Origin of the sequence: Bythopirellula sp., assembly GCF_041737835.1 — a bacterium.
GTDB lineage: Bacteria > Planctomycetota > Planctomycetia > Pirellulales > Lacipirellulaceae > Bythopirellula.
Genome location: NZ_JBGSQY010000031.1, coordinates 215,789 through 241,611 on the forward strand (window position 1 = coordinate 215,789; position 25,823 = coordinate 241,611).

The 25,823-nt window shown below is 54.8% G+C and carries 20 protein-coding genes; 15 read left to right on the top strand and 5 right to left on the bottom strand.

The annotated features are described in order from the left end of the window. Positions 1–101: 101 nt before the first annotated feature. From AC6T8Q_RS10240 to AC6T8Q_RS10260, 5 genes are all read left to right on the top strand, one after another. Positions 102–1,154, top strand: coding sequence for a hypothetical protein (locus AC6T8Q_RS10240; protein ID WP_500678986.1), 1,053 nt, complete (start codon positions 102–104; stop codon positions 1,152–1,154). Positions 1,155–1,223: 69 nt separating this feature from the next. Further along, positions 1,224–2,105, top strand: coding sequence for a DUF1559 family PulG-like putative transporter (locus AC6T8Q_RS10245; protein WP_500678987.1), 882 nt, complete (start codon positions 1,224–1,226; stop codon positions 2,103–2,105). A gap of 163 nt (positions 2,106–2,268) precedes the next feature. Beyond that, the gene (locus tag AC6T8Q_RS10250; protein WP_500678988.1) at positions 2,269–3,108 is read left to right on the top strand and encodes an MBL fold metallo-hydrolase; all 840 of its coding nucleotides are present in this window, start codon (positions 2,269–2,271) and stop codon (positions 3,106–3,108) included. Positions 3,109–3,282: 174 nt separating this feature from the next. Further along, positions 3,283–5,772, top strand: a complete 2,490-nt coding sequence (locus AC6T8Q_RS10255; RefSeq protein WP_500678989.1) for a carboxypeptidase regulatory-like domain-containing protein — start codon at positions 3,283–3,285, stop codon at positions 5,770–5,772. Between the two features lie 69 nt (positions 5,773–5,841). Then, positions 5,842–7,476, top strand: a complete 1,635-nt coding sequence (locus tag AC6T8Q_RS10260; RefSeq protein WP_500678990.1) for a hypothetical protein — start codon at positions 5,842–5,844, stop codon at positions 7,474–7,476. Between the two features lie 10 nt (positions 7,477–7,486). On the opposite strand, the gene metG is transcribed toward AC6T8Q_RS10260, so the two are convergent. Continuing rightward, positions 7,487–9,559, bottom strand: a complete 2,073-nt coding sequence (metG, locus tag AC6T8Q_RS10265; protein WP_500678991.1) for a methionine--tRNA ligase — start codon at positions 9,557–9,559, stop codon at positions 7,487–7,489. 540 nt (positions 9,560–10,099) lie between these two features. On the opposite strand from metG, the gene AC6T8Q_RS10270 reads away from it, so the two are divergent. Further along, a complete protein-coding gene (locus AC6T8Q_RS10270) occupies positions 10,100–11,572 on the top strand; it encodes a trypsin-like peptidase domain-containing protein (protein ID WP_500678992.1) in 1,473 nt (490 codons plus the stop codon). Positions 11,573–11,745: 173 nt separating this feature from the next. Then, positions 11,746–12,156 (top strand): hypothetical protein, encoded by a 411-nt coding sequence (locus tag AC6T8Q_RS10275; protein ID WP_500678993.1) that lies wholly within the window; start codon positions 11,746–11,748, stop codon positions 12,154–12,156. A gap of 2 nt (positions 12,157–12,158) precedes the next feature. On the opposite strand, the gene AC6T8Q_RS10280 is transcribed toward AC6T8Q_RS10275, so the two are convergent. Both AC6T8Q_RS10280 and hisI read right to left on the bottom strand, forming a co-directional pair. Further along, complete coding sequence (locus AC6T8Q_RS10280; protein ID WP_500678994.1) at positions 12,159–12,626, bottom strand: RidA family protein; 468 nt, start codon at positions 12,624–12,626, stop codon at positions 12,159–12,161. A 29-nt stretch (positions 12,627–12,655) separates the two neighbouring features. Then, positions 12,656–13,081: a phosphoribosyl-AMP cyclohydrolase gene (gene hisI, locus AC6T8Q_RS10285; protein WP_500679062.1), complete on the bottom strand. Its 426-nt coding sequence runs from the start codon at positions 13,079–13,081 to the stop codon at positions 12,656–12,658. A gap of 244 nt (positions 13,082–13,325) precedes the next feature. Here hisI and AC6T8Q_RS10290 point away from each other — a divergent pair, with 244 nt between their 5' ends. Together AC6T8Q_RS10290 and AC6T8Q_RS10295 are read left to right on the top strand one after the other, a co-directional pair. Next, positions 13,326–13,961, top strand: a complete 636-nt coding sequence (locus tag AC6T8Q_RS10290) for a glycosyltransferase family 2 protein (RefSeq protein ID WP_500678995.1) — start codon at positions 13,326–13,328, stop codon at positions 13,959–13,961. Positions 13,962–14,530: 569 nt separating this feature from the next. Then, positions 14,531–15,082, top strand: coding sequence for a hypothetical protein (locus AC6T8Q_RS10295; protein WP_500678996.1), 552 nt, complete (start codon positions 14,531–14,533; stop codon positions 15,080–15,082). Positions 15,083–15,186: 104 nt separating this feature from the next. Here AC6T8Q_RS10295 and AC6T8Q_RS10300 read toward each other — a convergent pair whose 3' ends face one another. After that, positions 15,187–15,972 (bottom strand): inositol monophosphatase family protein, encoded by a 786-nt coding sequence (locus AC6T8Q_RS10300; protein WP_500678997.1) that lies wholly within the window; start codon positions 15,970–15,972, stop codon positions 15,187–15,189. Positions 15,973–16,366: 394 nt separating this feature from the next. Here AC6T8Q_RS10300 and AC6T8Q_RS10305 point away from each other — a divergent pair, with 394 nt between their 5' ends. After that, on the top strand, positions 16,367–17,086 hold the full coding sequence (locus AC6T8Q_RS10305; RefSeq protein WP_500678998.1) for a hypothetical protein: 720 nt from the start codon (positions 16,367–16,369) through the stop codon (positions 17,084–17,086). Between the two features lie 2 nt (positions 17,087–17,088). On the opposite strand, the gene AC6T8Q_RS10310 is transcribed toward AC6T8Q_RS10305, so the two are convergent. Then, positions 17,089–17,712 carry a hypothetical protein gene (locus AC6T8Q_RS10310; protein ID WP_496920239.1) on the bottom strand — a complete coding sequence of 208 codons (624 nt, stop codon included), beginning with the start codon at positions 17,710–17,712 and terminating at the stop codon, positions 17,089–17,091. 399 nt (positions 17,713–18,111) lie between these two features. On the opposite strand from AC6T8Q_RS10310, the gene AC6T8Q_RS10315 reads away from it, so the two are divergent. The 5 genes from AC6T8Q_RS10315 to AC6T8Q_RS10335 all read left to right on the top strand — a co-directional run bounded on the left by AC6T8Q_RS10315 (position 18,112) and on the right by AC6T8Q_RS10335 (position 25,803). Next, positions 18,112–19,995 carry a UbiD family decarboxylase gene (locus AC6T8Q_RS10315; protein WP_500678999.1) on the top strand — a complete coding sequence of 628 codons (1,884 nt, stop codon included), beginning with the start codon at positions 18,112–18,114 and terminating at the stop codon, positions 19,993–19,995. Positions 19,996–20,034: 39 nt separating this feature from the next. Beyond that, entirely contained in the window at positions 20,035–21,420 is a 1,386-nt protein-coding gene (locus AC6T8Q_RS10320; protein WP_500679000.1) for an MBL fold metallo-hydrolase RNA specificity domain-containing protein, read from the top strand. A 112-nt stretch (positions 21,421–21,532) separates the two neighbouring features. After that, entirely contained in the window at positions 21,533–22,378 is an 846-nt protein-coding gene (locus AC6T8Q_RS10325) for an LOG family protein (RefSeq protein ID WP_500679001.1), read from the top strand. A 174-nt stretch (positions 22,379–22,552) separates the two neighbouring features. Next, complete coding sequence (locus AC6T8Q_RS10330) at positions 22,553–23,800, top strand: TlpA family protein disulfide reductase (protein ID WP_500679063.1); 1,248 nt, start codon at positions 22,553–22,555, stop codon at positions 23,798–23,800. Positions 23,801–24,300: 500 nt separating this feature from the next. Next, the gene (locus AC6T8Q_RS10335) at positions 24,301–25,803 is read left to right on the top strand and encodes an Nramp family divalent metal transporter (protein ID WP_500679002.1); all 1,503 of its coding nucleotides are present in this window, start codon (positions 24,301–24,303) and stop codon (positions 25,801–25,803) included. The last annotated feature ends 20 nt before the right edge of the window (positions 25,804–25,823 follow it).

Genomic DNA, 25,823 nt, shown 5'->3' on the forward strand with positions numbered 1-25,823 from the left:
CAACCCGGTTTTTGTAAGTGGCCGATGGATTGTATGTCGGCAGAGGTCTCGTTCCAATCCGTGCCGTCGTGAGTTCATAATTCTTGGGGAGATGCGTGGCAATGGTTCAGTCGAACGGCAATGAACGACTTACCGTGTTTGTGAGCATGGCGGTGGCCGTAGCGATCTTAGCGGCGGGTGTGACAGCACATCAAAGCAGTTCTCCTAAGTCGACCGACGTGGTGCAAATGGGATCCGATCTGCGATTCCAATTGGAAATGGCGTTCCGACATAACGAGCAGGAGCGTACATCACGATTGGCACAACTCGACGAGGTGATGGCGTCTTGGCAAAAGTCGAAGCAAAGCGATACCGATCGCGAAGTGCTCGTGACTTGGCTGCAAGAAGCCGGCGCGAGTTCACTGCCGGGGGTAGCAAGGAGCTTGCCGGCAGCTCCCGAATTCTCGCGTATTCAGCCGCCGGTCGAGCACAAAGTGATGAAGCCTGTGGCGAACGAAGAGACGTCGCCCTCAAAGGAAGTGGTCGTCGAGATTGAAGTCGCTAAGCAAGAGATTGACTCACCAATCACACCAACAGCCTTTGATCCGTTCGAAGAAGAAGTTGATGAAGTTGTGACATTGCGCCAACCGCCGTCTTTAAATCCCGGCGAACGGGGAGCGAATGCAAAGAGCACGCTGGAAGTCGCTCCTCGTCCTGGCACGGCCGAGCAGCCCCAACTTCTGGAAGAAAACTTGCTCGAAACTATTGTCGAAAAGCAAGACGAACCTGTCGGGCCCGTGGGAGTCAATTTTACGGAGTTGGCAGCACGCATTACCGGCTATCACGAAGGCTTGGACCAAGTGAACCTCGCCTTGTCGCAAATGAGAACGGCGAATTTGGAAGTTGTGGCTGCCCAGATCAATGAGCTCGAGAGTTTGGCGCGTGACTATAGTTTTGTTGAGTTGTACTACGATTCGCTGAACAACGCAGAGCGCCAGATGGTTCACGCCCCACGGGATATCCGCACAACGCTCGCTGAAACCAAAGAGCAACTTGATCTATGTGCCGAAGTGCTCGACGGCGACTTTTTAGGCGCGTTCGACAAGGCCGCCGAGAAAGAAATCCAAATACAGCAAGACAAACTTGCGGAAATTCAGCGACGGATTGACCGCTAAAGACACCTCAATTGACATGGGACGGGCGATCCCGCAAGATGTCGTTATGTACAACAGGACATAACGAGCATGTTTCACGCCAACAACAACTCTCTGCAACGCAGCGGCTTCACTTTAGTGGAGCTCTTGGTGGTGATCGCCATCATCGGGGTGCTCGTTGCGCTGTTATTGCCGGCGATTCAGCAGTCGCGTGAAGCCGCGCGGCGAACCCAGTGTGTCAACAATCTGCGGCAACATGGACTTGCGCTCTCGATGTTCCATGAGCGCGAGAACAATCTGCCCCCCGCGGTAACTGATGATAATGGTGGTAGCACGCAGCTTCATACTTGGGCCGTGCTGGTCTTACCGCATCTTGAACAAGAATCGCTTTACGCCCAATATGATTTCCCGGCAGGGCAAAACGCCGCCGTCAATCGGCCCGTCGTTTCAACACCGCTTTCGATCTATTCTTGCCCCAGCTCAGATGATGCGTACTACGAAGGAGACGGTCACTATGCTAAGGGGGATTACGCCGTCGTGAGTGGCGTGCAACCCGCCGAGAATGGCGGGTCCATGTTTCCAAAATCGAAAGTGAAGTTCAAAGACATCGTCGATGGACTTTCTCATACACTCCTTGTCGGCGAGTTGTACTTTCACAACTTGGGTTGGGGACGCGGTTCGGCGGCGGGCACGACCGGTGGGGGTGGCGGCCTCGGCGCGGCGTTTAGCCGTGGAGTATCGCGCTGGTGGTCGTGCAACAGCCCCTGTGCCGAACCGGGACTGAATCCCGCAGATACCGATTGCAACAACCATTGCGAACGCCGCTTTCAATTTAGCTCACCGCATGGCGACGGTGTGCATTTCGTTTACTGCGACGGCCACACGGAGTTCATCAACGACGGAATCGATGATGTGGTATTGCGATCGTTGATGACGATTGCCGATGGCGAGATCGTGCAAGCCACGCCATAGTTGTATGATGGCGGGCGCGAAGAAATGATGGTCGCCGAGGCTATAGCGAAATCTTTTGTTGCTGATTGCCCTGTTTTAGCGACGAAAAATCGCTCGCTTCCCGAATCGGTTCGCTCGCTTTACGATAGGGGATTCCCTGAGACTCCCCTCGCAAAGCTACGAGATGATCGACAACGCTCCCATTCAAACCTTGGCCTACGACGGCCTGACGATCGAAGGCTATTCCCGCGCCGCGGTGCAGAGCTATTGGCGGATCCCCGAGCTTAAGATTGGCTTTGACCTGGGAGCCCAGCCCTGGTCGTTCATGGGAACCGAAAACTGGTTCATCTCCCACGGCCATTTGGACCACGTCGCGGCACTTCCCGTTTATGTGGCCCGTCGGCGGATGATGAAGATGGAGCCGCCGCGAATCTATCTGCCCGAGGAAATGGTCGAGACGGTGCAACGGATACTTCGGCTCTTCACCAAGCTCGATCGTGGCCGTATGCCGTGTGAACTTATTCCATTGCAGCCGGGGATGGAGATTGAACTCAACCGCGAGCTGGTTGTCACAGCGATGGCGACAAAACATACGGTACCATCGCTCGGATTTTTGGTGTGGGAACGACGCCACAAACTTAAATCAGAGTACCAAGGACTCAGCGGGGAACAAATTCGCGATATCCGCCTGAGCGGCAAGGATGTCACCGAGGAACAACGTAAGCCGTTGCTTGCCTACCTAGGCGATACCACACCCGAAGGGCTCGACAACAATCCGGCAATGTACGACGCCAAGATTATGATTTGCGAAATGACCTTTGTTTCGCCGGAGCATCGCAAAGAACGCATTCATAAATTTGGCCACATGCACTTGGATGATTTTGTCGAACGGCAAGGGCGTTTCAAAAATGAATTGATCGTGGCTGCGCATTTGAGCACACGCTATCACGTCAATGTCGTGCGGCGGTGCGTGGAAAAAGCGTTTCCCGACATGCTCGGCGGCCGGCTAAAGTTGTGGTTGTAAGCGGCAAATTTAGTCCGCGTGATTTCGTCGCGGGAAGCGACTCCATTCTTGAGACACGCCGCAATAGGCCGCCGTTTCGCGGTCCGTTGCATCCCGTCGCTGACTTTCTTAATCTGAAGGTTAGGGAGAAACACGCACCAGCTCAAGGCTTCCACTCGACTAAGGATGGCACAGATGCGCTCTTGCTTATCTGTTTATAAAATCGGTTTGTTGATCCTGATTTGTTGGGTCAGCGCTTTAGGCGCAGTCGGATCAGCCCAAAGCTTCAAGTTCTTGGAAGTGAAAGTTCTTGATCCCGACGGCAAGCCGATGCCCAATGTGAATGTGAATATCAGTCTCGACGGCATGGCCTTTCCCATGCCTACGGATGATAAGGGCACGGTCTCCTTGAATGTCCCCGGCGAGGGAGGTAGCCGCGTTAAACTTTCGGTGTTGCACGATGGGTTCCTCGCACAAGGCGCCTCTTGGGACAAGGGGGAAAGCGTTCCCGACAAGTTTGAAATCCCCATGAAGAAGGGCGTCCCCATCGGCGGAATCGTGCATGATGAGGACGGCAAACCACTCGCAGGAGTCAAGATCGAAGGGATCATGACCTATGACAATAGCTCGCAGCTTCCCGGCAAAGGACAATTACTACCTGATTTAAGCGGTGAGTTGGACACCACAGATAAAGAAGGTCGTTGGCGAGTGAATTCGGCCCCTGAAGAATCAGCCAATCTGCAATTGCGATTCACACATCCCGAGTACGTGAGTGACCAAGGCTATGGTTTTCGCGGCGGCACTTGGGAAGAACTGCGCACGCTCGAAAAAATTGTGATCATGCAAAAAGGAATGGGCGTGAGCGGCACGGTGGTCGATTCCGCGGGTCAGCCCGTGCCAAATGCCAAGGTGGGGCTCGGTCGGGACTATGTTAACAACGACATGATTGTAAAAACTGACAACGAAGGAAAGTACCGCATCAACAATGTCGAGGCTGGCGAGAATCTGCTGACGGTGTTCGCCAATCAATTCGCCCCCGACATGCGGACTATCACAATCAGTCGCGACTTGGAGCCGGTTGATTTCAAACTCAAACCAGGCCACAAAGTGATCTTCAAGGTTGTTGATCCCGATGGCAAGCCCATTCCCGGAGTTGGGATCGCGGCGGACACTTGGCGGAATTGTCGCGCGCTGATGAGCATGGCCAGTCGCGGCTCGACCGATGCCGAAGGGATGTGGACTTGGGAACACGCCCCCGCCGATGAGGTGCAGTCCGATATGTTTTGCCGTGGCTATATGTCGGTGCGCGGGCAAAATTTCGCGCCGCAGGAAGAGCCGCACGTCATCACGATGCCCCGGGCGCTGAAAGTTTCTGGGACGGTGGTCGACGCAGAGACTGGCGAACCTTTGAAGCAGTTTCAGGTGATTGAAGGGCTGAGATTTAAGGGCAATGATCGCGACTATTGGCAGCGACATAATGATCATTTTGGCAAAGATGGAAAATTCAGCAAGGAGTTCGGCGAGCCCTACGAAGGCTATCTCGTGCGGATCGAGGCTGAGGGCTATCGCCCGGCAATTTCGCGTTTAATTAAAAGCGATGAAGGGGAGGTCACCCTCGATTTCAAAGTGGAAAAAGGAGCAGGTCCCACGGGCATCGTGAAATCGCCCGATGGCAAACCGGTCGCGGGCGCTGAAGTTCTGATGGCTACTGCCGGCAATAACCAACTTTATATTTCCAGTGGTCGAAGCCAACGGCAATCGGACACCGTTCAAGTGACGACTGATGCCAATGGCAAATTCTCGCTTCCATTTCCCGATGCCGATTTTAAACTCATCTGCTTGAGCGACGCCGGATGGAGTGAGATTGATAGCAAAGTCGATAGCAACAACCTCGAAATCACCTTACAGCCTTGGGCCAAGGTGACTGGCAAATACATGCGCGGCGAAAAGCCAGTGTCCAATCAGCAAGTTAGCCTCAATTATCAGATGGCTTATGAGCAGAATCGGCCGCAGTCGTATTGGTGGTACGGCGCACAAACTGATGCCGAGGGAAAGTTTGTTTTTGATCGCGTGCGCGCAGGTGACTATCAGGCCGCGCTCAGAATCGACTATGCCAATACCGGCAACGGCAGCATGTCGAGTAATTCCCACGCGGTACCTGTTAAAGTGGAAGCCGGCGACACGGCCTCCGTTCAACTGGGGGGCAAGGGGCGAAACATCAAGGGGCAGATGACGGTCCCCGAGGCTTATCAAAAGACGGTATCTTGGAAAATGGGGGCGGTGCAACTCTACGAACAAACTCATGTCGCTCCCAGTATGTTCCACGCGATAGGTCAAGCGATTGCCAATGCGACTTCGCCGACCACGCCTCAGCCGGCTCAGCCCCAATTTCGGCGCAGTTACGCTGCGGCATTTGATGAAGATGGAAACTTTGAAATCTTCGATGTAGAGCCAGGAAACTATCAATTAACGGTCACGCTCTACGAACTTCCAACAGGGCAAAACTACAACTGGAATAATCTCGCCACGCTCAACAAGCAAATCACCATTCCCGAGGGATCCGCCGACGAAATCGACGATTTGGGCAAATCTGAGTTAAAGATGACGAATCCCATCCCAACTCAAGCAGCCGGGGGAGTGAGTGTCTTTCAGGTCACCCCTACGCTTCCACAGCCAGCCAAGTAGTAGCTAGGCGCCAGATATTGAGTAAAATCTCAGGCAGTTCTTAACCTCACAACTCGTGCGCAGATTGCTATGACTGCTCGTTCTATCCTTCTCATTTGCATTGCACTTCTGTGTGTCGTCAGCAATGCGCACGCGCAGGAGGCATTTCGCTATCTGGAAATCAAAGTTGTCGATGAAGCGGGCAAACCGCTTCCCCAAGCAACCATTGACGTAACGATGGACGACACCGAATTTCCGCTCACGGTCAGTAAAGAGGGAATCGCTACGCTGAATCTGCCGAACGATTCCACCTCTTTGACGATGAAAGCTACGGCACCAGGCCGCATTCCGCTTGAAGTCCGTTGGCAGCAGAAATCAGTTCCCAAAGAATTTGCATTCACACTCTCCAAGGGACAAACCATTGGCGGGATTGTGCATGACGAGCGCGGGAAGCCCGTCGAAGGGGTGACCGTCGAAGGCTTGGTCGTTTCGTCGCGGGTCGCCGATGAGGGAGAAGTTTGCCCCGTAATTGGCGGTGAACTTGGCAAGACAAACGCCCAAGGAAGTTGGCGAGCCGAGATCGCTACGCCCGAACCGCTGGAGATGCGCTTGAAGTTGTCACACGAAATATATTTCAGCGACGTCGGCTTTGGAAAACGGCGACTCGGTAACGAACAGATTCGCGATCTTAATCACGTCGAAGTTTTGGAGGACAAGCTTGCTCCGCAGGGGCTTATCAAAACGAAGGAAGGAAAACCCTCCATTGGTGCCAAGTTATATGTGATTAAGCCGGAAGACAAACTTCTGATCGAGAATGGCGCCGTGACGACGAAGGACCAAACGGCGCATTTCGTGAGTGGAGAAAATGGCAAATACGATTTAGCCGCTCAAGAAGGTGAATATCGCGTGCTCTGCCTGGCCGATGAAGGGTGGGGACTCGTGCCCGGCAAGAAATTCGCCAAAAACGAACCGATTGATATCGTACTTACGCCATGGGCACGCGTGGAAGGCGTAGTCTCGGTTGGTCAGAAGCCCGTGGCCAATGATAAGCTGCAACTTATGGTCGTGGAATACCAGGCATTCGGCGAGAAAAGCCAAATCACTTGGAACAACTTTTCTACTGCCAATGACAAAGGCGAATTTGCGTTCGAGCGGCTGACCAATGGCTATGCCGTCCTGGGGAAGCAATTGGAATATTGCGTTGAGACGGATCACAAACAGCAGGACTTCTCTAACGAAGCCCATGTCACCTTATCGCCCGGCGCGACGAGCAAGATCGAAATCAACCGCGCAGGCATCAGTGTTTCTGGCACGGTCGTTCCCATATTTTACGACGGCAGCGAAGCGTTGATCAGTTGCGGCATGGTTCAGTTGGAACGAGAAGATGAGCCAACTGATATGGTTAAGAACATCTTCTTTGAGTGGGGTCGGTCAACGACGGTTGGAATGAATTTCGATCCCGTCGAAAACGCGGCGTGGCTCGCGAAGATGCCGAAGAGTTCCTACGTAGCGAAGCTCGATGAGGACGGAAGCTTTACTCTCCAGCACGTGCCGCCAGGAAGCTATAAGGCCAAAGTGAAACTCTGGATCGAGGAAACTGACGAACTTTCCGCCGGTTGGTTGGAAGGAGAAATATGGGAGCCACTCGCGGTGACTCCCAAAGAAAACGACAAAAGTGGCGATCTCGGCTTAATGGAAATCGAAGTTTACGAAGCGGACGAATAATGATCGCCGATTAGTGAACGCGCTGTCCAGGGACCGAGCCTTGGTCGGGCGACAAGACGTACACTTCGCTGCCACCCGAACCGCTGGCGACAACCATCCCTTCGCTTAGCCCAAATTTCATCTGCCGCGGAGCGAGGTTGGCCACCATGATCACCAGCCGACCCACGAGTGCTTCAGGTTCGTAAGCCGATTTGATCCCCGCGAAGACTTGTCGGTACTCACCGCCGCCCAAGCTCAACTTAAGTTTCAATAACTTACGTGCCTCGGGCACGGCTTCGGCTTCGACCACGCGCGCGACACGGAGGTCTACCTTGGCAAAATCGTCGATCGTGCATTCCGCGGCGAGAGGCTCGGCGGCGAGCGCTTCGCCGGGGTCGTTCCACTTGTCAGTTACGGTGGCTGAAGCACCGCCCGCTGAAGCGGGCTCGCCAGGGGTTTCACTAGGTTTGGATTCTTCGATCATGGCTTGTACATCCTTTTCTTCGACGCGTTTGAGCATGTGTTGAAACTTGGCAACCGGCGTCCCCACGAGTGGAGTCTTTGCCTGGTCCCAAGATGTGATTGGATCGTTCAAGAGCTCGCCCGTTTGTTGGGCTAGCCGTGGTAAAACTGGAGCGAGGTAGATCGCGATTTGACGGAATAAATTCAGCGCGATCGTGCAAACGTCCTGCAAGCGACCAGCTTGCGCGGTATCTTTGCGCAGTTCCCACGGTTTGTTCTCTTCGACAAATGGATTGGCCTGATCGGCTAGCTGCATAATCAAACGCATGGCCCGACTGTAGTCGCAAGACTCATAGGCTTCAGCGATTTCATTGCCCAGCGTAACAGCGTTGGCAAACAAACCCCCGTCGTCAGGATACTTTTCGGATAGCCCCGTTTGCTCGACAAACTTCGCCGTGCGGCTGGCGAGATTCACGACCTTACCCACGAGATCGGTATTTACCTTGGCGATGAATTCGTCGAGTGAGAGGTCGAGATCGTCAACGCGGTCGTTCAGCTTGGAAGCAAAAAAGTAGCGCAAGTAGCTGGGATCGAGATTGTTGAGATACGTGCGTGCGTTGACGAACGTTCCCTTGCTCTTAGACATCTTCTCGCCGTTGACAGTGAGAAAGCCATGAACGTGGACGTGCACGTTCTCGACCGGACCGTAACCAGAAACCTTGAGCATCCCGGGCCAAAAGAGCGTGTGGAAGTAGGTGATGTCCTTGCCGATGAAGTGATGAATCTCGGTGTTCTTCGATTTCCACCAATCATCGAGCTTTTGCCCATGACGATTGCACCATTGGTGTGTGGACGCGATATAGCCAATCGGCGCGTCGAACCACACATACCAATAGTTGCCGGGATAGTCGGGAATCTCGAAACCGAAATACGGCGCGGGGCGCGAGATGTCCCAATCCCGCAGCGGTTCGCCGAGGAAGTGCCCCTTCAAGTAATTGGCAATCTCCGATTGCAAGTGCTTGCCGTTTTGCGACCAATCCTCAAGAAACTCGTGCAGTTGTTCCAGTTCGATGAACAAATGCTTGGCGGAGCGAATTTCGGGGGTGGCGCCGCTGAGCGTGCTCTTGGGGTCAATCAAGTCGGCGGGGCTGTATGTGCTGCCGCACTTCGAACAATTGTCGCCGGGTTGATCGGGCGTATGACATTTGGGACAGGTGCCTCTTACAAAACGGTCGGCGAGGAAAGTTCCAGCCTCAGGGTCAAAGAGTTGCTCGACGTCAGCTTCCTTGACGAGACCTGCTGTGCGGATCGATTTCCAAATCGTTTGACACAGCAGTTCGTTCTCGGGATCGTTCGTGCTGCCGTAGTTGTCGTGGCCGATATCAAACCCCGTGAGATCAGCCACATGGGCCGCTTGCATGTCGGCGATAAGTTCCGTTTCGGTACGTCCTTCTTGTCGGGCGCGAATCATCGTCGCCGTGCCGTGCGTGTCGTCGGCACAAACGTACAAGCATTCATTACCGCGCAGTTTTTGAAAGCGAACCCAGATGTCGGTCTGCACCGATTCGAGGATATAGCCCAAGTGAATATGGCCATTCACATAGGGCAGGGCGGAGGTCACAAGGATGCGGCGTTTGGTCATGAATGCTTAAATAAATGCTATCAGTGCAGGTGTCAGGTCGGCTTATTGTAGCGTGCGATTCGTTCCCCCGGGAGACCGCGCGGCATTTGGCACGAGAGGTGCTCAACGGGTGTTGGTTGAAATTTGCGGCGATGGTAGCGTTGCTGGCAAGTTGTTGAGACACGCGATTTATAGCGCAGGTTCTCGCACGTTTGTCAGGATTTTTACCTGGTCTTGTAAGAGTTACCAAGTTGACGCAAATTTAGACCAAGCCCGGACGGCTCTGCTAGCCCCTGGGGATAAGACTGAATACGGTAACTCGTCGCAGCACCTCTCGTGAAAATGGATTTTCGCCAGCGGTGACAAACTCGTGCGAGGGTCGCATCGTCGAGACAACACGGATGTTGTCGCGGACGCAAGGGATTCGTGCTCTCATCAGGCTGATGAGCCGCGCATCAATTCTTGGCCGCGTTCCCAACTTCTCGTGCGGCATGTGGTTCTCTCGCGGCAGCGATGCAAAGAATTTTTATCCGCTTGACCGTGGATCCATGGAGGGAACCGATGGTCGCTCTGAAAAAGTTTGCAGGGACAAAGCAAACATTGCTTGTCTGCTTGATTCTGTCGCTGTGTCACACAGCGTCGGCCGCTGAAGTGGTGCTGCTGGATTTCGGTTCGGCCACTTGTGGACCGTGCCGCGAGATGCGGCCCGTGGTGCAAAGAATTGCCGCGGCCGGTTACGACGTGCGGCATATCGATATCGCTCGCGACACGGCGCTCGCTGCCCAGTTCAAAGTCGATCAAGTTCCAACATTTATCGCGCTTGTCGATGGTCGTGAATATGCTCGGATGATTGGCACGGGATCGTTTGAACAGCTTCAAGAAATCCTGACCCCGCGTGGTACAGATGTGCGGGGACAGTCGCCCGATCCGATGGCATCGCAGGCGATGCCTTCACAAGCCCTGCCGACTCAGGCAATGAACGCAACGGCCGCCGCGGCACCGATGGCGAATCCTTTTGGCAATCCGCCGCCAGCAGCGAGTGCTACCCCCAGTGGCCCTGCTCCATCCCACAACAAGTTGCTGGAAGCGACCGTCAAAATTTCCGTAGAAGATGCCGACGGCACTTCCGCGGGGACGGGCACGATTGTCGATGCTCGTGATGGAGCCGCTTTGCTTTTGACCTGCGGGCATTTGTTCCGCACGTCAGCCGGGAAAGGCCCGATTGAAGTCACCTTTTATCAAGCGACTCCGGCCGGGGCTCAAGTCAAGGAAACGGCGCAGGGGCAACTGTTGAATTACGATCTCGAACGTGATCTAGCGTTGGTGATCGTGCGGCCCCAATCGCCCGTCCAAGCCTTGTCGATCGCACCCCCGAACACGCCAATTTCACCCGGAGCGAATATTACGACGGTCGGCTGCAACGGGGGCGACAATCCCACGGCAATCGACTCACAGATTACGACCATTGATCGTTACCAAGGCCCGCCGAATGTGGAAGTGGCCGGTGCCCCCGTCGAAGGTCGCAGCGGCGGTGGTTTATTCAACGCCGCAGGGCAATTGATCGGCGTTTGCTTTGCGGCGGACCCTCAGAGCAACGAAGGACTGTATGCATCGCTTCCCTCGATTCAAGCCAAGCTCGACAGTTTGAACCTGGCCATGGTGTATCAATCACCCGCTGGTCAGAATGCTGTTAGTCAGGTGACCTCGCTAGAGGATGCGCCGGTAGCACCTACGGAGGATATTGCCATCCGTGGTCAAGATGAGCTTATCGATCGGCTTCCCAATGAATTCGCGGGTGCAGCCAATACTTCCCCGAAGTTGCTCTCAACCAGCGAGCAAGCCGCGTTGGAAGAGATTCAACGCCGGGGACTGAAGTCGGAAGTGATCTGCATCATTCGAGCGCATGATCCCGAGGGGAAAAGCGAAGTGATCACACTGAATAATGTCTCGCCTGAATTCGTGAATTCGTTGGCTCATCCCCCCGCACCGGTCCGTTCCCCTGCCACGGCGGCGGCCGGGCGACTTCTTCGATAATGGCCCCCCTATAGTCGCTACAATCGATTCCCCGCGTAGGGAAAGCGGTTTCCACGCGTATTTGCCCCAGCCGAACGGCGTGCGGTGATTCGCGCGAAGTAGGCTTTCTGAGACGGACGACGTGCGGACAACCGCGCGGTCCGGTCGCTCATTCGATTCGGGCAGGAATTGATATGGTTTTGGTCATCGGATTTTTAACGATCACGAACATCGCATTGGGTTATGGCTTGGCGGTTTACGTCAACAAGCATTACGGCACTTTGATGTTCCGCCGCGATCAAGCGGTAGATAAGACTCAAGCTGCTAGCCAAGTCGCGCCGGTTGCTACTCAAGTGGTTGCCGAACCGACGGCACTTTCCCACGCTGCCGTGAGCGCCATTCTCGAGCAAGCGATTGCAGAGCCGCAGGGTATGGACAGCGAAAGCTCACCTGCAACCAGCGGTGAAACGGCAGCCACGGAACCCGTGGACGAAGAAAATGTCCTGGCCGGCATCCAAGAATTCCGTTCGCAATTGGCCAAGATGAACGCTCCCGCCGACGAATCGGTCGCTCAGGAAGAAGAACTCGCGGTCGCGGCCAATTAATCTCAGGCCGGGTGCAACTCAAAAATCGCTTCGATTTCCACGGCCATTCCCGCCGGCAGTGAGGCCGCGCCGACGGCACTCCGAGCGGCAATCCCCTGCTCTTCCCCGAAAACGTCTTTCATTAACTCGCTGAAGCCATTGATCACGGCGGGTTGATCCACGAATTCGGGCGTGCAGCGGACGAGGCCAAAAGTTTTGATCAGTCGCTTGATGCGATCCAAACTACCAAAGTGAGCCCGCAAACTGGAGATCACGGTTAGCCCCGTTTGCCGAGCTGCGTATTGTCCTGCGGCCAGATCCATGTCCTGGCCGATCGTGCCGCAAATCAGCTTGCCGTCAAATTGGAGCGGCCCATGGCCCGAGAGATAGGCCAAGTTGTCGACAACAATGATGGGGCGATAAAGTCCCATGGCCTTGGGGGCGGGCGGCAGCTCAAGATTAAGAGCAGCAAAACGTTCTTCAAATCTCACGGCGAATGTCTTTCTTGCTCTATGGCCAATCAATGGCCGGGCTTTTCGTAGACTTGCTGGGGATCGAACACGCGCTCAACTTCGATCGAGTAGCCGTTGCCATCCCACCGGCGGAAAAAGCAGGTGGAATATCCCTCGTGGCAGGCGGCCCCGCCGACTTGTTCGACCTGCAACAGGATTGTATCCGCGTCGCAGTCGACGTAAATCGCCTTCACCCGTTGCACATGGCCGCTTTCTTCTCCCTTTTTCCAGAGCTTCTGGCGGCTGCGGCTGTAGTAAACAGCGTTCCCCGTGGCGAGCGTTTGCTCCCAGGCGTCCTGGTTCATATAGCCAAGCATTAAAACGGCCCCGCTCGCCGCGTCTTGGGCGATTGCCGGAAGCAATCCGTTTCCTTGGGAAAAGTCGGGGATCTGGCTCAAGGGGGTACCTTTGTTATTAGGGAGGTGATCGGAAATCAGCTTATCGCAAGTTGGCTACGCTTGCCATTGGCGACGTTGGAATCGCTTAATCGTTATGACCCGCAGGCCGGTTAGAAATCAATCGACCGGCTCGATTTCTCATTTTCTCCAGCCGATGCAGTTCGTTGGTCGATGGCACAACTAATAGCCTAGTTCTGGCAAAAAATGTAACCAGACACATCGGTCGAACGGCGGCGGCACGTTTGTTCTTATCGAGTGCCCCCTGCGGAGCGACCCCAAGATGGGAGTCCCGGCTTTGACACAGCAGCTAACCGTCGTGTTGCCGATGCACAATATGGAGCGGCAAATCCGCTCGATCGTTCACGATGTCCTCGATTTGTCGATGCTCGTTCGCACCGAAATCGACCTGGTGATCGTCGACGACGGTTCGACGGACGACACGTTTGAGTCCGCATGCGAACTCGCCCGGATGTATCCCCGCGTTCAGGTTCTACGACAAGCATTTCGGGGTGGTTTATCGGCTGTGCTGGAACTGGTCAGAAATCGCTTGTCCGTCGAGATGGTGATCGTTCACGACGGGGTGTCGCCCATCGACGTCACCGAACTGAAGGACCTTCTTAAGGATCAGCGAAACCGACCCAACAGCGTACGGAAGGCCGACATTCAAACGGCCGAGAGCATCGATTCCCATGGTTCCCGCCGCTTTGCCGCGGTGCGTGCATTGCACGAAAGCATGGAAACTGCTCATCGTTCGTTGCTCGGTTTTACCTGGCTGAGGCTGGAAAAACCGTTGGTTCCACGACGGCGGCAAGTAGTTGAACAAGCTCGTCCCACTACGCCGGTGCTAAGTAGTTTGGGGTCTGCTAACTATTTGGCAAACTTGCCGACCGGCTTCACCGCGTTGCCATTGTCCTAAGCAATTGACTGCACAAGTGCTTTACAAATTCGCTCTTTGGCAGGCGACTTCCGAATCCCGTAGTGTCCAGTTCAATAGAACTTTTTGCGTCATTGCCTGCTGATGTCTATGACAGTGACGGCATTGAAAGCGGTCTCTCAGTTATGATTTCGAGTCGGCTGGGACACATCCCGAGGAGTTGTCCCAGGTGAGTAGTTGCCGCCATTGAAATCCAATGGCTTTCTCTTGCCAAAGCCTAGGGGCAAGATTAGGATGCTTACGACACGCGAAAGATGTCATAGACAAACATCTTGAGTTTTCATCCGGAGGATTGAAAGAAGTAGTTCAGGCGATCGCCGCGGGCAAAAACCTCTCTCGGCTGGTTGGTTTGGTGATCGACCTACACATCGCAACTTAAAGGCACTGATTGCCGTTTGTTGCGTCCATCTCATAAGAAGATAACCAGCTTTTCTCGGAACAACCCAGAGCCCGTGCTCGGCTATTTAGCACCTTGCCAGAAGTGCTATTGCGCCTTGCCATGAGGCACCTTTTCACTCGGGCATTCTTGCCCTGCGGAGGAACACGCGCATATGAGTACCATCGAGTACAACTACGAAAGTAACGGCTTCAATATTCCGATTCCTCGGAATACCACGCCCACGTCGTCAACGCCCAAGACCACGATCAAGTATCATCGCATCCAAGAAGTTTGTAATCAGCAAGGCGCTACGATCCGCTCGCTCACACGCAAGATGGATCTGAACGCGAATGAAATTCGCGAGCAAGGGAATCCCCAGTGCGATTTGCGGATTTCGGATTTGCTCAAGTGGCAAAAAGTTTTGGAAGTCCCCCTGGCCGACCTGCTCGTCGACAACGAGGGGCCCTTGTCTGAGCCCGTTAACCGACGTGCTGGCATGTTGCGGGTCATGAAAACCGCCAAGGCGATTTTAGAATCGGCTCACGATCGTTCGGTAAAACGCTTGGCCAGCATGTTGGTCAGCCAACTGATCGACATCATGCCCGAGCTAGCGGAAGTTTCGGCATGGCACACGGTCGGTCAGCGCCGGACCCAAAACGAATTGGGTCGCATTGTCGATCGAACGATCCCGGACAACTTCTTCAACGATCCCAATCGCAGTTGAAGATTAAAGTGTGACTGGCTGGCCTCGCGGGGAGGCCAGAATTGATAACCGACATCCAGCTTGTCTGCAGGCAAGGTGGATGTCGGCCTTTTTGTGCGCGATTATTATGTTGAGGGTTGAATGCGGTTGATAACTTGCTCGAAGAGTTGTGGTGTGCTCGCCACGCAATAATCGCCTTGGGCAACGTTGTAAGCTTCTCCATTAAACGAGCGCACGATTCCGCCAGCCTCTTGAATGAGCAGCGCCCCCGCGGCGGAATCCCAGCTGTGAATAAAGTGGGCCCAGTGGGCATCTAGTCGTCCGCAGGCCACGAACGCCAAATTCAAAGCCGCCGACCCAGTCCGACGCACGGCTTGGCATTCCGGTGAAATTTTGAGAAACGCTTGGATGTCAGGGGAATCGGGTCGGGGGTTTGGTGGGAAGCTCACAGCAACCAGGGCGTGATCGAGTTGTGTGACTTCGCTCACATGGATCGGCGCTCCATTCAACTTACTGCCTAGTCCACGAGCCGCAGTGAAGCATTCACCGTTTAAGGGATTCATGACCACCCCTGCCGCCAGTTGGTTCTCGAAAGCGACGGCGACCGAGACGGCATAACAAGGAAAACCATGCACATAGTTGGTAGTTCCATCAAGGGGATCCACCACCCAACAGTAGGGAAGTTGCAATTGCTGGCGGTCTGGGTTTTCTTCACCAAGAAAGCCATGATCTGGGAATGCTGCTTGCACGATTGCTTGAACGGCCTTTTGCGAAGCGAGGTCGGCATCGGTGACCAAATCCCTGGCCGACTTCTCCCGAGTGGCAAACTTTCCCTGCCAGGCCAACAGTTCCGCGGCGCCGGCTTGGGCCGCGGCTTCGCAAACGGTCAATAATCGTGCAAAATCCGGCATGGTTATCCTCTGTTTGGTTGCACGCTGTCACAAGCGGCGTAAGAACGTAAGACTTTATCGAATAAGTAATAACGACAAATTGTCAGGAGATTGTCTAGATGGGGCCAGGAATTCTTCCAAAGATTTTGGCAAGAAAGCTGGACATGGGTGTGGGAATGAGTATGATCGTGATTGAGCTAGTAGATGAAGTTTGATTGTTTGCTATAGACAACCCGACTGCTGATTAGCAGAAGGCAATTGCCTAATATCTATTATTCCCCCCCAAGCAAACATCGGCCTCTTCTCTGTTCCGGCCCCGTCGCAGCACCTCGGTGTTCGGCGGGGTTTTTTTATTGCTACAACGCAGTTTGAATTCCACTGCAACAAAATCGAATCGCCAAGCAAATCTCGAATCATGAATCCTTGGCAACTCGTCGATTCCCGCGCAAAGCTCCAAGCGAATTCTCTGCAGGCCCAAGTTGATTTGTCGAATCCGGCTGGCGGATTGCAGCAACTTGCTTGGAACGGTGCGGCGCTCACGGGCCAACTACTCGGTCTGACCGTGGCCACGCAATCTCATGAGCCATCGAGCTTGAATACGGAAGGACTCGACAAGTTTGTGCGGGGCAACGACCTTGTTGCCAACTATCCCCAAACCGAGGCCCAGCCGTTTACGCTCCACATGTATTGGCGAATTGTTTCGGCAGATTCACTGTACGTGATTGTGGATGGTATCGTGTCGTTGCAAACGTCGCTCTTGGAATGTTTTCCCAAAGCGGTGCTGAGGAGTGAATTGCCAGCGGGGGAAGTTTTGCAGGTTCACGGCGATGGGACACCAGCAACCAGCATTGATGCAGTCATCAGCAGCGATCGCTTTGCGGGTGTGCTAGTACGAGATGCATCTCTGCGATGGAGCTACTTCGAAGCCACGTACCCCGAGGACTTAGGAACTTGGCACGTGGAAGCGGGTCCACAAGTTGTCATTAACAGAGAACTCGGCGGCGAGTTTCAAGAAAAGGGCGTCATTCGCCGCTTGCGCGTGCGAAGCGCTTTCCTGCCCTATGCCAATGACGTTGCGACGGCCACGCAACTCCTGAAAGAGTTTGCTGCGTCTCCGCCACCGTTGACGGCATAATTTCAGGGTGCTTTTCGCAATTTGGGTTTGCCAGCCGTGGGCAACACTTCGCCGTTGGAATTTTCGTTGTTCAAGATATGGAAGATCCCTGAAGGCTTGACCAAGTCAGCGGCAGAAATCAGTTCCGCGAGCCCAGCACCCGCGAGCTCCGCACCCGAGATATATTTTCCGGGGTTGATCCAACTGTGCATGACGTCGCGTGAGACACCGAACAAGTCGGCCAGCAGCGCGTCCATGTCTTTTTCCAATTGTCCGAAATGGCGTGCCCATTCCGCGGCTTCCGCCAATCCGACGTTCTCTTCGCTTTGCCATTTCATGGGATGAAACAACAGTACGCTATAGGGCGAAACGAACCGCCGTTCGCAAGCCGCAAAGGGCCAGAGCGCCGCGGAGGAGCATTCGCCCGTGACGATGCCCGTCGCGCGCAAACCTCGCAGGCGAATGAGCGTCATCAACGACACGGCACAATACGGGCTGCCACCCGGGGAATCGAAATAAAGGGTGCATTGTCCGCCGGGTGCGATATCTAACAGCCGTTCCGTGAGATCGGATTCGTGCTCAGTGAGATCGCCAGTGATGGCAATTTCTGGAATGCGCTGATCCTCTTCATGCCGATCGTGATTCATAGACGGGTGTCCTGATGTAACTAAGGTCGCTCATGCGAAAGCAACGAAAACATGCCCGCAAGGCTTATCGAGAGGCAAGTCCTCTAGTGAGATTTGCAAAGCTTGGGAAACTGCATTTAAGTTAAGTGTTGATCCCAGGAACAAGCTATCCCTCCATTTTAAGAATCCGTGAGAATTCGCACCAGTTTTACGACCTGTTTTGGGCGGATTTTCAGCGCCCCTCCCCCGCAAAGCCCTTCCAAGCCGCAAAAAACAACCTGTTGCCCCGGCCATGGCCAATCCGGTTGGGTAGATGCAGGGCCTGCTATCGTTAGAATCGAAGGCTCGCCATGCCGGGAAAGCCATCGCCAGGGGCTGGCTTCCAAGCACCCAAACTAATGCAGAATCAACAGTTGGACTATGGGCTATTCCAGTCTTCAAGAATGTGTTGCTGATCTTGAGCGCCAGGGGCAACTCATCCGCATCGCCGAACCGATTGATGCCAATCTGGAAATGGCGGCAATCCAGCGGCGCGTCTCGGCTGCTAGCGGTCCCGCGATCTTGTTTACGAATGTGCGTGATTGCCGGTTTGCGATGCTGGCCAACTTGTACGGCACGATGGATCGTGCCCGGTTGATGTTTCGGGATGGTCTCGCTGCGATCAAGCAACTTGTGGAACTGCGAAGCGATCCCACGCTCGCCTTGCGTTATCCCTGGCGCTACCGGAGTGTGCCCCTTAGCGGACTTACGATGCTGCCGAAGTGGGTATCGAAGGGCCCCGTCCTCGCCAACCGCACGACCATCAGCCAACTGCCTCAATTGAAAAGCTGGCCACACGACGGTGGGGCATTTATCACGCTGCCGCAAGTTTATACCGAAGATGTTCGCAGCCCGGGGCTCAAGCATAGCAATCTTGGCATGTACCGCGTTCAGTTGTCGGGCAAACCTTATCGCGCTGACGAAGAAATCGGTTTGCATTATCAAATTCACCGGTCGATTGGGGTGCATCATGCTGCGGCACTCGCGCAAGGCAAACCATTCCGGGTGAACATCTTTATTGGCGGCCCGCCCGCGATGTCCGTGGCGGCGGTGATGCCCTTGCCCGAAGGAATGAGCGAACTTGGGTTTGCCGGAGCGCTTGGTCGCCGCCGCGTTCGCATGATCGCGCGGAACGACAGCTTGCCTCTGCATGCCGACACCGATTTTTGTATCACGGGCGAGGTGATACCCAATCGTTTGGAGCCCGAGGGGCCGTTTGGCGATCATTTGGGCTACTACAGTCTGGCCCACCCGTTCCCAGTGATGCGTGTTACGAACATCTATCATCGTGATGGTGCGATCTGGCCTTTTACGGTCGTGGGGCGACCTCCGCAAGAAGATACAATTCTGGGTGCATTGATTCACGAAATCACCGGTCCCCTGATTCCCGAAGTTCTTCCAGGAATTCATGGGGTCCACGCTGTTGATGCCGCGGGAGTGCATCCTTTGCTCTTGGCCATCGGCAGCGAACGCTATATGCCGTTTCTCGATGCCAACAGGCCGCAGGAATTGTTGACGCAGGCGAATGCAATCCTGGGACAAGGGCAGTTGTCGCTCGCCAAGTTTCTGTTGATCGTTGCTCAACAAGACGCGCCGCAGTTGGATATTCACGACATCGGACCATTCCTCACACATCTTTTGGAACGCGCAGATTGGTCGCGGGATTTGCATTTCCACACCCAGACCACGGTGGACACGCTTGACTACAGCGGCTCGGGATTGAATGCCGGCTCGAAAGTTGTAATAGCGGCCGTGGGGCCCAAGCGTTTCCAATTGGCAACTCAGGTTCCTAGCAACTTGAACTTGCCAACCGGCTTTCGCGATCCACGCATCGTGCTGCCCGGCGTGTTGGCAATCACCGGGCCCAAATGTCCCGCACCATCGTTTGACTATGATGTTTCCGCGCGGGCTCAAACGGAGTCCGGTGCCGAAGTCGCTGCCGCCATCGAGCGTTTTTGTGAGTGTTTCACGGCAATTGATACGTTCGAAGGGATTCGCTGGATTGTGATCGTCGATGACAGCCAATTCTTGAGCGAATCGCTGCGAAACTTCCTGTGGGTGACGTTCACTCGCACCAATCCAGCCGTGGACTTGTATGGAATAGAATCTTTCACGCGAGACAAACATTGGGGATGTCGCGGGCCGTTGGTGTTTGATGCGCGTATTAAACCTCATCATGCCCCGGTGCTGGAAGAACTCCCCGACATCACCGAGCGAGTCGAAGCCTTGGCGGCCCCCGGCAAGCCGCTTCATGGAATTATTTAACTCACGACCCAGGCAATCAGGTCTGTAAGAAGGACGATCATGACAAAACTCACTTTCTACGGCGCGGCGCAGACGGTCACCGGCTCGAAGTATTTGCTCGAAGTCGATGACGCGAGCGTGTTGATCGATTGCGGCCTGTTTCAAGGTATCAAACAACTTCGCGAGAAAAACTGGGCACCCACGCCGTTCAGTACTAAGAAGCTTGATGCCGTGGTGCTGACGCACGCCCATCTCGACCACGTGGGCTTTTTGCCACGGATCGTGAAGCAAGGCTACCGCGGCAAGATCTGGTGTACCCCCGCCACGGCGGAACTCACCGAGATCACATTGCTGGACTCGGCCAAGATTCAGGAATCCGACGCGAGCTATGCCAATAAGAAAGGGTACTCGAAGCACATTCCGGCGTTTCCATTGTACGAAGTCCGTGATGCCGAGAACACAGTGAAGCTGTTTCGCACGGTGAGCCGCGGTGAATGGTTTTCGCCCGTCGAGCCAATTTGGATGCGATATCACGACGCGGGTCACTTGCTGGGCTCGAACATGATCGAAGTCGAGATTCGCAATCAAACCCCGCCGCTGCGTATCCTCTTTTCGGGCGACGTTGGCAATTACAATGGCCCCCTGTATCACGATCCCACTCCACCGCCGGCATGCGACTATCTCATCTGCGAGTCGACATACGGCAACCGCAATCATGCCAACGAAGATTTGACACAAGGCTTGGCCGACGTCGTCAATCGCAGTGTTGAACGGGGCGGGGTGATGCTCGTCGCCGCGTTTGCAATTGGCCGTTCGCAACAATTGATTTATCTGCTGCAGGTGTTGAAGCAAGCGAAGCGAATCCCGGATATTCCTATTTATCTCGATAGTCCCATGGCCGTGGATGCGACGCACATTTATCGCGAGCACGATGAAGACCACGATTTGAGCGAAGGGGAACTCAGTCCTGAGAATCCGCTCTTCGACGGTTCCCATGTTTTCCTCTGCCGCAAAACAGAGGAATCCAAAGCCTTGAACCGGCATCCGGGTCCGGCGGTGATTATCTCCAGCAGCGGCATGATGACGGGGGGACGAATCGTGCATCATCTCAAGCAGCGGCTCCCCGACCCGCGCAATACTGTGATTTTGGGTGGCTATATGGCCGAGGGGACTCGTGGCCGGTTGTTGCAGGATGGTGCCAAGTTCCTGCGAATGCACGGCCAAGAGGTGCCCGTGCGGGCCGCGATCGAGACGATTCCCGGCCTGAGTGGCCACGCCGATCGCAACGGCTTATTACGATGGCTGGCGCCGCTTGAAGCCCCCCGTCGCACGTTCCTGACCCACGGCGAAATCGAGAGTGCCGAGTCGCTCTCTGCCGAACTTGCCGCTTCGCGGGGTTGGAACGTGCATCTGCCCAGCCTGGGTGAGACCCAAGAACTGGTGTAATCCGAAAGTTTGCCACCCTCGCCCGACCACTAGGCTTGCCTTTACAATCGTGACGATAAGTGAAAATGCGCCCAGCGCGATTGGCTCGTGACTGGTCAAACAGAGAGCGATTATGGAACTCCCCCCCGAAGTAGAAAAAAACCGACAAGCGATTCTTCGCTCTCCCGGCTATCGCAAAGCAGAGATCGATATCGACTTCCTGGGTCGCGCTGGCCAACGGCCGATCCGGATGCAGCTCGAACTGCACAAGGTCGAAACACTCCTGCGCGAGAACAAGATCGATTCGACGATCGTGGTTTTCGGGGGAACGCAAATCGTCGAAAAACACATTGCCGATGCGCGGTTGAACGCTGCACAGGAAGCCTTGGCGGAAAATCCCACGGACCATAGGGCCCAGCGCAATCTGATTCGCGCACAGAGTGTTATCGCCAAGACACGGTTCTACGATGATGCCCGCGAGTTCAGCCGTCTTGTTTCCTCGTCGTGCCAAACGAACGGCAAGTGTAACTTCGTGATCGCCACGGGTGGCGGGCCCGGCATCATGGAAGCCGCGAATCGAGGCGCGTTTGAAATCGGCGCCAAGAGCATCGGCTTCAACATCGAACTGCCCCACGAGCAGGAACCTAATCCGTATATCACGCCCGAGTTGTGCTTTCAATTCAACTACTTTGCCTTGCGTAAGTTTCACTTTATCTTGCGCGCCGCAGCACTCGTTGTGTTCCCTGGTGGCTTTGGGACTCTCGATGAATTGTTCAACACGCTCACCCTTCGCCAGACGGGCCGCATGCAAGAGATCCCCATCATCTTGTATGGCCGCGAGTATTGGACGAACACGATCGACTTCCAGTACCTCGCCGACCAAGGGGTGATCGCCGACGACGACGTCGAGCTGTGTTATTTCGCGGAAACGCCGGCCGAAGCTTGGAAGATCATCGCTGACTTCCATCACATCGACTGACCAACGCGTTGGTTTCCACGTGATAGCGGCACTGGTCGCGAATTCCTCGGCAATTTCAGTCGTTTTAGTACTTCGGGGGCCCGTGATTCGACTTGCAGCAAGTCGCCGGACCGGGATAATTACGCTGACCTCGCCGTCGCCAGTCATCCCTCCCACCCCCGAGTTTTCGTGACAATGGTTTTGCGTTGCATATTTTGTGTTCTCGCTTCTTCCGCTCTCGCCGCCGCGTTGCTGATTAGCCTCAACAGCAACCCAGCTTTCGCTCAACAACAAGCTCCTGCGGTGGGTGCCGCGCCGCAAGACACGGGCGAGACGATCCCCGTTCCGCCGGAAGCACAAACTCCCGAACAGATCTTCGAGTTTCTCGACGGCTTGGGTGAGATGGAACCGGCTGGCAAGAGCGACGAAGAGATCATCGTTCATCAAAAGAAGATCTTCCGCACCGTGCTGCAGGCGATTGATAAAGTCTTGACAATGCAACTGACCGACCCGCAAGCGCAGGAGGCTCACTTCTATCGTTTGCAAGCCTTGCAGTATCTGCAACAACTTGGAGATACCGGTGCCAGTGACAGATTCAACCAAGCGATTGCCGCCGCGATTGCCGACCCACGCCCCCAAGTGAGCGAGATCGGCATGAAGTTCCACATCGAACTCGGCCTGGGTATGTGGGGTAAGCTCAACGAACAGCAACGCATGGGCTTGATCGACACCGTGGTGTCTTTTGTGAGTCGTGGCACTCCCGACGAGAACAAACTGCAAATGATCATGGCGGTCGTCGATTACGTGGGTGACATGCCTGGCGGCGAACCTTATGCCAAGCGGTTGCTCGATGCCACGATTCCACTCTACAAGAATAGCGGCAATGAAGATTTGATGAGTATCGTCCCGATGCTCGAAGGCATCGCTCGTCGCATGGGCTTGCCTGGTCATCCGATGGATATCACGGGCACCACGCTCGATGGCCGTCCCTTTGATTGGGCCTCCTATCGTGGCAAAGTCGTGCTCGTGGACTTTTGGGCAACTTGGTGCGGCCCTTGCCGTGCTGAAGTCCCCAACGTGCTGAAGTTGTACAACGCTTACCACGGCAAAGGCTTCGACGTGGTGGGGATCAGCCTCGATAAAACCCCCGAGGAAGCTCAGTCCTATATCACAGCCACCAAAATTCCTTGGGTCACCTTGTTCAGCCAGGATCAAAACCTGCGTGGCTGGGAGAATCCGCTCGCCACGTACTACGGCATCACCGGCATTCCCCGCGCGATCTTGGTTGATCAGCAAGGCAACGTCGTGAGCATGCGTGCCCGCGGCAAGAATCTCGAACGCGAGCTGCAAAAGCTGCTGGGCCCACCGCTGGCCGCTGCCGACATAAAGGCCGACGATTCGGTCGCACCGGCCAGTCACGAAGAAGTAGCGAAAGAGAAATAAGCAGCCCGAACGTCTGTTTTGCCGATTGCCGTCTTCGTTTTCGCAAGGCTCGTTTTGGAGTTTTGTCACGATATCGGGTATTTCGATTTTCGGTGACAAAACCCTGTGGTTTTGGAACGTGTGTTGATTGATAACTCGTTGCCAGTTAAGCACAAACGATTTCTGCAAAGTGACAAAACCCTCGGGGTTTAGGTCGAAATAATTTCCATTCGCTGCAAGATCTCTTTACTACCGACCGGCTCAAAGTCGGCCGGTGTGGCTTTTCGTATTTATCTTTCGCACCCCGCATTATCGTGATTTCTTAGCCGCTCGCCACAAGAGTTTTTGGCCAGCGCGAGGACTGTTTTTCTTTTGCCGGAAGCACGTTACATTGTTCTTCGACGACATGCGGCAAATTAATATCTGGCAATGAATTGTCATCGGCCGGTTGCCATTATTAATCGCTTCGCTGGCGCTTCGCAGCGCGGCTAACGATTTCCTACTCGTGGTTTATTTTCTTTATGCCCGAACCTTTGCCCAAGATCGTACCCCAGGAATATCACGGCGTGTTTGCCGAGCCCTGGTCGCTGGCGAAACTTGGGCGCGTGTTGCATATCTTCGGACCGGCGGCCATTGTGGCGTCGGTCGCCATCGGTGCGGGTGAAACTATCGTTGTCGTTCGCGCGGGGGCGTGGGCGGGTTACGGATTGCTCTGGCTCGTGCTGCTGAGCGTCATTGTCAAAGGGATATTTGTTACGTATCTGTTGGGGCGATACACGGCCGTGAGCGGCGAGCCGATCAGTCAGCGGCTTGTGCGCGTGCCAGGTCCACGGGGATGGCTGTTAATTCTTATCGTGCTGTTAGAAATGGCAGCGGCGGGGCCATTGTGGGCCGCGGTGGCACGACCGTGTGGCGATTTGTTGTATTACTTGCTGTTTGCGAACCAAGGAACGGTGGTCAGTCCTGAAACACAAAAGTGGATCGCGCGTGGGATCACGCTGGCCTTCATCATCGCGGCGCTAGGATTCAGCGTCGTGATGAATTACGACAAGCTCGAAAAACAGCAGGTGATTATCTGTTGCTTGTTAGTGCTAGGAACAATCATCGGCACGGTGCTAGTCAAACCCGACCTGTGGGAAGCACTCAAGGGAAGCTTGGCGTTTGGCCGCGTGCCGGAGTTTCCCGGTTGGGCACCGGCCACGGTGAAATCGCAGCCGGCGCTTACGCTCGCCACAACGTTTGGCTACGTCGGGGGCAGCGTGCTGGGCTACATAGTTTATGCGAATTGGATTTCGCTACATGGCTGGGGAATCACCAGCCACCCGCAGATCGACGAAATCCGCCAACGTGCCGCGGCAGGAACTCCCGGCGATTACTTGCCACAGGACACAAATCTTGCCAAGCGCGTGTTGCGTTCGCTCGCGCCGTTGAAGTGGGACGTGGCCTGCGGAGCACTCGTGCTCTGGATCGTGACGGCCTCGTTCATGATGGCGGGGGCGGCCGTGTTGTATCCGCTTGCCGCCCGTGGCGAATTGCCCGCGTCGCTCAGCGATTGGAGCTTGCTCACCGATCAAGCTTACATTTGGCGAAACATTCACCCGGCGTTGATTTGGGTCTATTACATTTGCGTGCTTCTAGCACTCTGGGGAACACTGCAAGCCTTTCCGGAAATCTATTCGCGGACCATCTTTGATTTCTCGCAAGCCATTTGGCCGACCAAGCATTGGTCGCAAAAGAAGATTCACGCCGTGGTGCTGGTTTACGTGTTAGTGATGTCGGCACTGGTCATCGTCAGTGAATTAAAATTCGATACACTCACCCACATCGTGGCCTTTCTCACAACGAACATGGCTGTCGCGGTGGCGATGTGCGCGGCATTGTATCTCAATTTCCAACTCCCGCCGAGCTATCGCACTCGCTGGTGGATGCTTACCGGTGGAATACTGTCTGCCGCGATTCTTTTATGCGTGACAGCGGTGAGTGGGATTGGCTTGTGGGCAGAAGTAAGTGAATTGATGGATTAATTATCGCTTTCGCCCATAAC